10 protein-coding genes are annotated in these 10,139 nt (G+C 70.8%); 7 read left to right on the plus strand and 3 right to left on the minus strand.

All coding sequences use genetic code 11. From position 1 onward, the window contains the following. The first annotated feature begins 49 nt into the window (after window positions 1-49). Both ACGFZA_RS35870 and ACGFZA_RS35875 read left to right on the plus strand, forming a co-directional pair. Window positions 50-1,468 (plus strand): ATP-binding protein, encoded by a 1,419-nt coding sequence (locus ACGFZA_RS35870; protein WP_385286120.1) that lies wholly within the window; start codon window positions 50-52, stop codon window positions 1,466-1,468. A gap of 1 nt (window position 1,469) precedes the next feature. Next, complete coding sequence (locus ACGFZA_RS35875; RefSeq protein WP_393684708.1) at window positions 1,470-3,059, plus strand: type VI secretion protein; 1,590 nt, start codon at window positions 1,470-1,472, stop codon at window positions 3,057-3,059. 125 nt (window positions 3,060-3,184) lie between these two features. On the opposite strand, the gene ACGFZA_RS35880 is transcribed toward ACGFZA_RS35875, so the two are convergent. Continuing rightward, window positions 3,185-3,787, minus strand: a complete 603-nt coding sequence (locus ACGFZA_RS35880) for a TetR/AcrR family transcriptional regulator (protein ID WP_393684710.1) — start codon at window positions 3,785-3,787, stop codon at window positions 3,185-3,187. 71 nt (window positions 3,788-3,858) lie between these two features. Between ACGFZA_RS35880 and ACGFZA_RS35885 the strand changes: the two genes are divergently transcribed. Beyond that, window positions 3,859-4,686 carry a class I SAM-dependent methyltransferase gene (locus ACGFZA_RS35885; protein ID WP_393684712.1) on the plus strand — a complete coding sequence of 276 codons (828 nt, stop codon included), beginning with the start codon at window positions 3,859-3,861 and terminating at the stop codon, window positions 4,684-4,686. 187 nt (window positions 4,687-4,873) lie between these two features. On the opposite strand, the gene ACGFZA_RS35890 is transcribed toward ACGFZA_RS35885, so the two are convergent. Continuing rightward, on the minus strand, window positions 4,874-5,266 hold the full coding sequence (locus ACGFZA_RS35890) for a hypothetical protein (RefSeq protein WP_393684734.1): 393 nt from the start codon (window positions 5,264-5,266) through the stop codon (window positions 4,874-4,876). Between the two features lie 200 nt (window positions 5,267-5,466). After that, window positions 5,467-6,033: a GNAT family N-acetyltransferase gene (locus ACGFZA_RS35895; protein ID WP_385286112.1), complete on the minus strand. Its 567-nt coding sequence runs from the start codon at window positions 6,031-6,033 to the stop codon at window positions 5,467-5,469. A gap of 158 nt (window positions 6,034-6,191) precedes the next feature. Between ACGFZA_RS35895 and ACGFZA_RS35900 the strand changes: the two genes are divergently transcribed. From ACGFZA_RS35900 to ACGFZA_RS35915, 4 genes are read left to right on the plus strand one after another with little or no spacing between them, the layout of a single operon-like run. After that, the gene (locus ACGFZA_RS35900) at window positions 6,192-7,166 is read left to right on the plus strand and encodes an ATP-binding cassette domain-containing protein (RefSeq protein WP_393684714.1); all 975 of its coding nucleotides are present in this window, start codon (window positions 6,192-6,194) and stop codon (window positions 7,164-7,166) included. Next, window positions 7,163-8,002 (plus strand): ABC transporter permease, encoded by an 840-nt coding sequence (locus ACGFZA_RS35905; RefSeq protein WP_393684716.1) that lies wholly within the window; start codon window positions 7,163-7,165, stop codon window positions 8,000-8,002. Before ACGFZA_RS35900 ends, ACGFZA_RS35905 begins: the two co-directional genes overlap by 4 nt. A 41-nt stretch (window positions 8,003-8,043) precedes the next feature. Continuing rightward, window positions 8,044-9,372 carry a sensor histidine kinase gene (locus ACGFZA_RS35910; RefSeq protein ID WP_393684718.1) on the plus strand — a complete coding sequence of 443 codons (1,329 nt, stop codon included), beginning with the start codon at window positions 8,044-8,046 and terminating at the stop codon, window positions 9,370-9,372. Further along, the gene (locus ACGFZA_RS35915; RefSeq protein WP_385286105.1) at window positions 9,369-10,034 is read left to right on the plus strand and encodes a response regulator; all 666 of its coding nucleotides are present in this window, start codon (window positions 9,369-9,371) and stop codon (window positions 10,032-10,034) included. Before ACGFZA_RS35910 ends, ACGFZA_RS35915 begins: the two co-directional genes overlap by 4 nt. Window positions 10,035-10,139 lie beyond the last annotated feature (105 nt).

The raw sequence follows: 10,139 nt of genomic DNA on the forward strand, positions 1-10,139 counted from the left end.
GACACCGAGACACCGAGACCGCGACACCGAGAGGGAGGTCAGTCACGCCATGCGAGATCCGCTGTCCGCGTTGTCGGACGCCTTTACCGCCTTCCTCTTCGGGAAGGTGGAGACGACCCGGCTGCCCGTCCGCACCTCGACCGGCCAGGCCCAGGCGGTCTATCTGCCCACCGCCGCCCCCGGCCTCGGTGACTCCGGCGTGATCATCGGCCGCGAGGTGTACTCCGGCAAGGGCTACATCTACGACCCCTTCCAGCTGTACGGCCAGCAGCTCCCCGCCCCGCACTGGCTGGTGCTCGGCGAGTCCGGCAACGGCAAGTCCGCGCTGGAGAAGACGTACGTGCTGCGCCAGCTCCGTTTCCGCGACCGCCAGGTCGTCGTCCTGGACGCCCAGGGCGAGGACGGCGTCGGCGAATGGAACCTCATCGCCCAGGAACTGGGCCTGACCCCCATCCGCCTCGACCCCACCTCCGCGCTCAACGGCGGCATCCGCCTCAACCCGCTCGACCCCGCGATCACCACCACCGGCCAGCTCGCCCTGCTGCGCACCATCATCGAAGTCGCCATGGGCCACGGCCTCGACGAGCGTTCCGGCTTCGCGCTCAAGGTCGCGCACGCCTACGTGAACGAGACGACGACCGACCGCCAGCCCGTGCTGATGGACATCGTCGACCAGCTCCGCCACCCGGAGCCGGAATCCGCCGAGGCGATGAACGTCGACATAGACGACGTGCGGGCCTGGGGCCTGGACGTCGCCCTCGTCCTGGACCGGCTCGTCGACGGCGACCTGCGCGGCATGTTCGACGGACCGACGTCCGCGGGCATCGACCTCGACGCCCCGCTGATCGTCTTCGACCTCTCGCACATCGACCGCAACTCGATCGCCATGCCGATCCTGATGGCCATCGTCGGCGTCTGGCTGGAACACACCTGGATCAGGCCCGACCGGAAGAAGCGCATCTTCCTGGTGGAGGAGGCCTGGCACATCATCAACTCCCCCTTCGTCGCCCAGCTCTTCCAGCGCCTGCTGAAGTTCGGCCGCCGGCTCGGGCTCTCGTTCGTCGCCGTCGTCCACCACCTCAGCGACGTGGTCGACGGAGCCGCGGCACGGGAAGCGGCGGCCATCCTGAAGATGGCCTCGACGCGCACCATCTACGCCCAGAAGGCCGACGAGGCGAGAGCGACCGGCCGGGTCCTCGGGCTGCCCCGGTGGGCGGTCGAGATCATCCCCACGCTCACTCCCGGCATCGCCGTCTGGGACGTCAACGGCAACGTACAGGTCGTCAAACACCTGATCACCGAGGCCGAACGCCCCCTCGTCTTCACCGACCGCGCGATGACCGAGTCCTCCGCCGTCGACCTGCTCCCGGAAGACGTACGCGCCGCCGAGCTGGAGGCGGAGCAACGCGCGGCACGCATCGAGAACCAGCAACGGCTGAACGAGTCGTCCGAGTCAACGGTGGCATGACATGGCGGGTGCGGGGCGCGGTGACGTGCGCGGCGGCAACGACCGGCACGGCGGGAGCAGGAACGGAAGCGGGAACGGGAGCGGCGGAGGAATCCCCGACGGGCTGCTGATCGGGCTGTTGCTCTTCCTGCTCGGCCTGACCCTGCTGGCCTGGACGGCCACCGGGCTGGCCGGTCTCCTCGCCCACGGTGGCTGGCCGGAGGGCGTCACCCTCGCCGAGACCCCGTTGGCCATGCGCCGACTCGTGGAGGCCCCGCACGACCTGCCCGCCGCCTGGCCGACCACTCCGGCCGGGGAGCTCTCGGGATACGGGCTGTTCTGGGGCCTGTTCATCGGCGAACTGATGGTGCTGGTGGTGCTGACGGTATTCGTGATGGGCGTGATCGCCCGCTGGAGAGGCGTACGGGCACGCCAACGCGGCGAACGGCTGGAACCACACAGCAGTCCCCCGCAGGAGTACGCGTACGAGGAACGGGCCACCCGCACCAGCCCTGCGCCGACGCCATCCCCCCACCGGAAGCCCACCGCCGAACCGGTCACCAGTCCAGCCACGGAACCGGTCTCCGAACCATTCACCGAAGTACTCACCGAAGCGGCGGCCCCGGCCGACGCCCCCCAGCCCCTGACGCCGCTCCCGCCCGTCGTCCCCTCCCCTCGGACGCCCCTCGTCGTCTACGGCCCCGCCGCCACCCGCCGGCCCACCACCGTCCAGGCCATCCGCGAGGCGGACGGCCCCGTGCTCGTCGTCACCTCCGACCCCAGTGTCTGGGCCGAGACCAAGGACGCCCGGGCCAAGCTGGGCCCGGTCCTCGTCTACGACCCCGGCCACCTCTGCGACACCCCGGCCCGGCTCCACTGGTCCCCCACCAGCGGCTGCGAACAGCCCGACCGCGCCGCCGCGCGCTCCGCCGCGCTCCTGGCCCCCGTACGTCCGCAGTCCCGCATCGACGCGGCCACGGCCGACACCGCGGAAACCCTCCTGCAGTGCTGGCTCCACGCCGCCGCAATCGACGGCCGCCCCTTCCGCCAGGTCCATCGCTGGGCCATCGGCGGCAGCGCACACGAACCGGTGCGCCTGCTCCGTACGCACCCCAAGGCGGCTTCCGGACTCGCCGGTCTGCTGGAATCCGCGCTCACCGGCCATCCCGAACGACGCGAGATGGCACAGGAACTGACAGTACGGGCCTTCGGCGCCCTGTCCTCGGTCCACATCCGGGACGCCTGCACACCGAACCGCACCGATTCGCTCGCGCTGGAATCTTTTGCGGACGAGGGGGGCAGCCTCTATGTGGTCGGTGAACCCATCGAGAATCCGCGCTCGGGCCCCGGGGCGATGCCCCTGCTCACGGCGCTCGCCTCAGACGTGGTCGAGCACGGCCGCCGCATGGCCGCACGGTCATCCGACGGCCGGCTCGACCCACCAATGACGCTCGTCCTCGACGACGTCGCGGCCGTCGCGCCGCTGCCCCGTCTGCCGGAACTGCTGGCGACCGGCGAGGAACAGGGCCTGCCCACCGTCGCCCTGCTCCGCTCCCGCGAACAGGCCCGCGCCCGCTGGACCCAGCACCTGCAGACTCCGACCACGCTCTGAACCAGGCTCCGGCCCCGCTTCTCTCACCGATGTGCCCGGAGTCGGGCCCCGACCCGGACAGGGCCCGAGATCTCACGCTCGGATCAAGCCGGGTACACGCACAGCCAGGCCCGACGCCCCGCCCCTTAGACCGGTCGGCGCTGCACAGCGGCGACGGCCGCCGTGACGAACCTTTCGACGGCCTCCGTGGTCGGGCGGCCGGGGTCGTCGCGGTCCGTGAACAGCAGATGCCCGCCACCGACCAGCGACAGCGTGAGTGAGTCGATGTCCGCGTCGGCCGCGACACGGCCCCGTTCACGCTCGGCGGCCAGATAGGCGGAGATCGCGGTCGTGGCCTCGGCGAGGATCGCGATGCCGCCTCCGGGCCTGGCGTGCCGCAACCGCGTGCGCAGCTCGTCCCTGAAGGTGATGAGCGGAATGATCGCCACCGGAATCGGCCCGAACAGGGTGGACAGCGCGGCGGTGAGGTTGCCGGTCACCGTGCCTGCGCCGGCCGACTCGCGCAGCTCATCCGCCTGCGCCTCCAGCTGCGCGGCCCGGTCGAGCACGAGATCGGTGAGGAAAGCGTCGAAGTCGGCGAAGTGCCGGTGCAGGACACCCTTGGCGCAGCCCGCCTCGTCGGTCACGGCCCGGCTGGTCAGCCCGTTCGGACCGTCCCGCAGAAGCACGCGTTCAGCGGCGTCGAACAGTTGCTGCCGCGCGTCGCGAAGGTGCACACCAGTCGGCACTCGCAGATCCTCTCGTGCTGTCCCCCGCCCGCATCATTGTCTAGTGGGCATGCGCCCACTAGAGTGGGCACATGCCCATCGTACCGAGCGAGCACCTCGGACCAACCGCCGCGAACCCGCACGAGGCCAGACGGATGGCCGAGTCGTTCGGCGTGGACGCACAGCGCTACGACCGGGCACGGCCCGGGTACCCCGACGCGCTGGTGACCCGGATCGTCGCCGGGAGCCCCGGGCCCGACCTGCTCGACATCGGCTGCGGCACCGGCATCGCGGCCCGCCGGTTCCAGGCCGCCGGCTGCACCGTACTCGGCATCGAGCCCGATGCGCGGATGGCCGACTTCGCACGAGCCCGCGGCCTGAACGTCGAGGTGGCGGCCTTCGAAGCCTGGCAGCCAGCCGGCCGGACCTTCGACACGATCGTCGCCGCGCAGTCGTGGCACTGGGTGGACCCGTCCACCGGCGCCGCAAAGGCGGCCCAGGTCCTGCGCCCGGGGGGACGCCTCGCCATCTTCGGTCACGCCTACGAACCGCCCCCCGAAGTAGCCGAACCATTCGCCGCCGCATACCGGCAGGCGGCGCCCGACTCCCCGCTCAGCAGCCAGCCGGCCCGGCGCCCGCTCGCCCTCTACCAGGCGGCCTACGCGAAGTTCGCCGACAGGATCCGGGAGACCGGACGGTTCGACGACACGGAACAGTGGCGATTCGACTGGGAGCAGTCCTACACGCGCGACCAGTGGCTGAACCTGCTGCCCACCACCGGCGGCCTGACCCAGCTGCGTCCTGACCGACTGGCCGGCGTACTGGCCGCGGTCGGGGACGCCATCGACTCCCTGGGCGGCCGCTTCACGATGAGCTACACCACCCTGGCCACGAGCGCGGTACGGACCGGCACCTCCTGAGCCATCCCGCCGCGTCGCTCACTGAATGCCCCATGCCCAGGGATGCCCGCGGACGGTGGTGGGTGTGGGTCGGGGTGGGGTGGACGGTGGGTGTGGGGTGGGCGGTGGCCGAAACACGCGAGACGGTCAGCCGGCGGACCGCCGGCCCCGGCCCTGGTTGCCGAGGCGTGAGCGCGGCCAGTCACGCTCACGCGTCAGGGGCGACGTCGACTTCGGGGTGCGTGAACCGCACAGGCTTGCCCAGCGACCGGGCGTAGGCGATTTCGGCTCGGGTGCTGTCTCCGATGTAGTCGCCGACGACGAGCACCTCATCAGCGAGCCTGATCTTCGCCCGGTGCAGATCGTCGAGTCGAACCTTCAGCGCCTCCGCCTCGACAGGATCGGACCAGAGCTCGTGGGGCGACTTCAGGTCACAGCCCGGCTTGACGACGATCTTTCCGGCTCCGGTCTCCCGCAGATCGGCCTCGTTCATCTCGGTCATGAAACGAGTGGATCCGCAGATCACGACGACAAGCGGGAGGTTCAACAGCTTCTTCGCGTCGATGAGCTTCTCCGCGTGCGCGAGCTGCTTCGCGTCGATGAGCTTCTCCGCGTGCGCGAGCTGCTCCGCGGCGGTGAACTTCTCCGCGGGGGTGGGCGGATGCGGGTAGGACACCGGTTCCTCCTGGTGGTGTGGTCCAAGGGATGCCTGCGGAGACGATGCCGAAGGGCTCCGCCCTGCCCATACCCGCCTGCGCTGCATCCTCCCCTCCCCTGCCCTGCCCCGGCATCATCCCGGAATCAGATCATCCGGGGCCGCGCCACCGCGTACTCCAGCTCCTTGGCCGTCGGGTCACCCGGCATCGGCACGGTCTCCCCGGTCGGCACGAACCCGATCCGCCGGTACAGGGCAGCCGCTCGCGGATTGCCCTCGTGCACGTACAGCCGTACCCGCTCGATCAGCGGCTCGCCCAGCGACCACGCCCAATCCGTACCGGCCCGGAACAACTCCTCGGCCAGCCCCCTGCCGCGCGCCTCGGGCCGTACGAACACCCCGACCACATGCGCCTGGTGGACGTCCGCCGCCTCACCGAACCGCACCTCGTCGTCCGGCCTCTCGATCAGCACGGTCACCGTGCCCGCCCAGCTGCCGTCAGGTGCCTCGGCGATGAACTGCCTCGCTGCGCCCGCGCCCTCCTCCGAAGCGCCGAGCGACCGCTCCCGCCAAAAGTCATCGCTGCGCTCCAGGCCCTGCTCATACGTCTCCAGAAACGCCACCGGAGCCACCGGATCCCGTAGTGCAGCAAGCCTGAGTTCCTTCGCCGACTGCCACTCGTCGGCACGCACGGCCCGTATCACGTAGTCCATGGACCGATCCTGACCTGCTGCGGGTGGCCGTGCAAACACATTCGGCCCGCACCGAATCGGCGAAACCCCCGAACCGTCCTACCCCGGTACTACGCCCACCGCCACGACCCGCCCCCGGTCCGACGCCCGGCGGTCGCCCGCTCCGTAGCGTCGAACGCATGATCAGGGCCTACGAACTCACCAAGAAATACGGCGACACCACGGTCGTCCAGAACCTCGACTTCACGGTCCGGCCCGGCACCGTCACCGGCTTCCTCGGCCCGAACGGCGCCGGCAAGTCCACGACCATGCGCATGCTCCTCGGCCTGGACGCACCCACCCGCGGCCGCTCCACGGTCGGCGGCCGCGCGTACGCCACCCACAGCGCGCCCCTCACCGAAGTCGGCGCCCTGCTGGAGGCCCGCTCCGTCCACCCCGGCCGGACCGCCTTCCACCACCTGATGGCGCTCGCCCACACCCACGGCATCCCGCGCAGCCGTGTCGAGCACGTCCTCGACCTGGCCGGGCTGACCGCGGTTGCCGGGAAACGGGTCAAGGGGTTCTCGCTCGGCATGGGCCAGCGGCTCGGCATCGCCGCGGCCCTGCTCGGAGACCCGGACACCCTGATCCTCGACGAGCCGGTCAACGGCCTCGACCCGGAAGGCGTGCTCTGGATCCGCAACCTTCTCAAATCCCTCGCGCTGCAGGGCCGTACGGTTCTCGTCTCCTCGCACCTGATGAGCGAGATGGCCCTCACCGCCGACCATCTGGTCATCATCGGACGCGGCCGCCTGCTCGCCGACACCACGGTCGCCGACTTCGTCGCCGCGGCGGGCGGCGGCGCCGTCAAGGTCGTCACCCCCCGGCCCACAGCCCTGCGCGCTCTCCTGCACGCCCCCGGCATCGACATCACCGCGACCACCAGCACCACGGACGCCACCGACGCCACCGACGCCACCGACGCGGAACCCGGCCTGCTGGAGATCCGCGGCGTCGACGCCGCCCGCATCGGACGCATCGCCGCCGCCCACGCCATCCCGCTGTACGAGCTCACTCCGCTCGCCGCCTCACTGGAGCAGGCCTTCATGGACCTCACCCAGGAGTCGGTCGAGTACCGGATCACCGCCCCCGAACCGACCGGAGCCCCCGCATGACCACGGCGACACCCAGCCAGACTCCCGGCCGGACACCCCCCGCGACACCCACCCCGGCGTCCGCCCCGCATCCCTACCGCGTCACTCCGGTCCGGGTGCTGCGCTCCGAATGGCACAAGCTCCACACCCTGCGCTCCAGTTGGATCACCCTGGGCTCCGCAGACGCGCTGGTCCTCGCCGTCGGCATCGTCATGGGCACGACCTACACCTCCGACGGCGGCGACTCGGACGTCGACACCGTCATCCTGGTCCTCTACGGCACCACGCTCGGCACACTCTGCACGGTCGTGCTGGGCATCCTCGTCACCGCGGGCGAGTACTCGTCCGGCATGATCCGTGCCTCCCTCACCGCGGTCCCGCGCCGCCTCCCGGTCCTGTGGGCCAAGGCGGCCGTCTTCACCGCCACCGTCCTCGCCACCATGCTGGCCACTTCACTGCTCACGTTCGTCGTCGCGCAGCTCTTCCTCCACGACACGGACCAGGCAGCCTCCCTCGCCGACCCCGGTGTGCTCCGGGCCGTCGCGGGCAACGCCGTCGGGGCCACGCTCCTCAGCCTCATCGCTCTGGGCCTCGGCGCCCTGCTCCGCTCGGTACCGGGCGCGATCGGCGCCTTCATCGGAGGCGTGATGGTCCTGCCGGAGGTGCTCACCATGCTCCCGTACGACGCCGTCGCAACCGCCGTCCGCTACTTCCCCACCCAGGCCGCCGGCGTGCTGGGTTCCGTCACACCGCTCCCCGACGCCGCCTCCACCGGCGGGGCCCTGCTTGCCCTCGTCCTGTGGGCTGCGGTCACACTGATCGCAGCGGCCCTGCTCCTGCGACGCCGCGACGCATGACACGGACGCGACCGGACACACCCGGACGCGAGGACGGGCGAGTGACGGACGAACCAGTGACGGACGACGCAGGCGACGGCCGCGGCCCCGGCCCCGGCCCCGGCACGCACCGGCCGGCGGGCCCCTTCCCCCTCACCGGTCTCCTCCAGCGCCTGCTGCAGCGGATCCGCGCGTCCGACCGTCGTCGGCCACTCGTCTGGGACGCCCTGCTCACCACGTTCTGGATACTGTTCGCCGTCCTCGACGTCTCGTCCGGTGGCTGGCGCACGGTCGCCGTCGACCCGCACGTTCCGGAGTCGTTGGTGCTCGCGATGAGCGTGGCGTTCTCCGCCCCGCTGCTGTGGCGGCGCAGTCACCCCCTGGCCGTGTTGCTGCTCACGGCCCCGTTCGCCCTGGTCAACGTGTGGACGGGGGCGGTCATCCAGGCCGCCTTCCTCCAGGAGATCGTCGTCTTCAACATCGCGCTGCGTCGGCCGTTGCGCACCCTGGCCTGCTCCGGCGGCATCGTCCTCGCCCCGCTCGTGATCGGCTCGGCGCACTTCCCGGACGACTGGAACCGGCTGTTCATCCCCCACCTCTACGCCTTCGCGTTCGCGTCCCTGACCGGCATCGTGGTGCGTACGCGCAAGGAGTACACGGAGGCCCTCGTCGACCGGGCCAACCGGCTCGAACGCGAACGCGACCAGCAGGCCCAACTGGCGGCGGCGGCCGAACGGACCCGCATCGCCCGGGAGATGCACGACATCATCGGGCACAACCTCTCCGTCATCACGGGCCTCGCGGACGGCGGGGCCTACGCCGCGGCCAAGAACCCCGAGCGGGCCACCCAGGCTCTGGACGCCATCGGCACCACCAGCCGCCAGGCCCTCGCCGAGCTCCGCCGTCTGCTGGGCGTTCTGCGCGACCACCCGGACCGGGCCGACCGCACCCCGCAGCCCACGCTCGACGACATCGACGCCCTGATCGCAGGCGTACGCAGCGCCGGCCTCCCCGTACGCCTTCATCGTCGCGGCACGCCCCCAGCCGTCCCGCCCGCGCCCGGACGTCAACTGACGGTGTACCGGGTAGTGCAGGAAGCGCTGACGAACACGCTGAAGCACGCCGTCGCCGGCCCGTCCCTGGCGGCGGAGGTCACGCTGACGTACCGTCCGGCGGAGCTGGAGGTCCTGATCACCGACAACGGCTCCCCGCACCCCACGACCGCCCTGCCCGACGGCACCGGTCAGGGCATCACGGGAATGCGCGAACGCGCCTCCCTCTACGACGCCACACTCAAAGCGGGCCGCCCCGCCGGCACGACAACGGACTCATGCACAGACACCGGCTGGCAGGTACGGCTCCGACTCCCCCTGGAGGACTCCCCCTCGTGACGACCGTGCTCATCGCGGACGACCAGCCGATGCAACGCTTCGGATTCCGCATGCTCCTGGAGAGCCAGGACGACATGACAGTCGTCGGCGAGGCCGCCAACGGCCACGAAGCCCTCCAACTCGTCGCCCGGCACCAGCCGGACGTCGCCCTGATGGACATCCGCATGCCCCTGCTCGACGGCATCGAGGCCACCCGACGCATCATCAGGGCCGGCTCCCGCACGCGCGTCCTCATCGTCACCACGTTCGACCTGGACCGCTATGCGTACGACGGCCTGCGCGCCGGCGCCAGCGGCTTCCTGATCAAGGACGCGCTGCCGGAGGAGCTGCTCTCCGGGATCCGTGCGGTGGCCGGCGGCGACGCGGTGGTCGCCCCGAGCCTGACCCGCCGTCTCCTGGACGCATACGTACAGCACTTGCCGTCGACTCCCGGCGGACCTGCGACACCGGACGCACGAATCGCGAAGCTGACCGACCGGGAACGGGAGATCCTCACCGTCATCGGTCAGGGCTGGAGCAACACGGAGATCGCCGAACGCTTCCACCTGGCCGAATCGACCGTGAAGACCCATGTCTCGCGCATCCTCGCGAAGACCGGAGCCAGAGACCGTGTACAGGCGGTCATCCTGGCGTACGACACCCATCTGGTCACCGCAGGCTGAAGACCCTGTAAACGCAGAAAAGCCCCGTGCCACAAGGGCACGGGGCTTTTCATAAAAGGAGTTCGGCGGCGTCCTACTCTCCCACAGGGTCCCCCCTGCAGTACC

It is taken from the genome of Streptomyces sp. NPDC048211, assembly GCF_043202315.1.
Classification (GTDB): Bacteria; Actinomycetota; Actinomycetes; order Streptomycetales; family Streptomycetaceae; genus Streptomyces.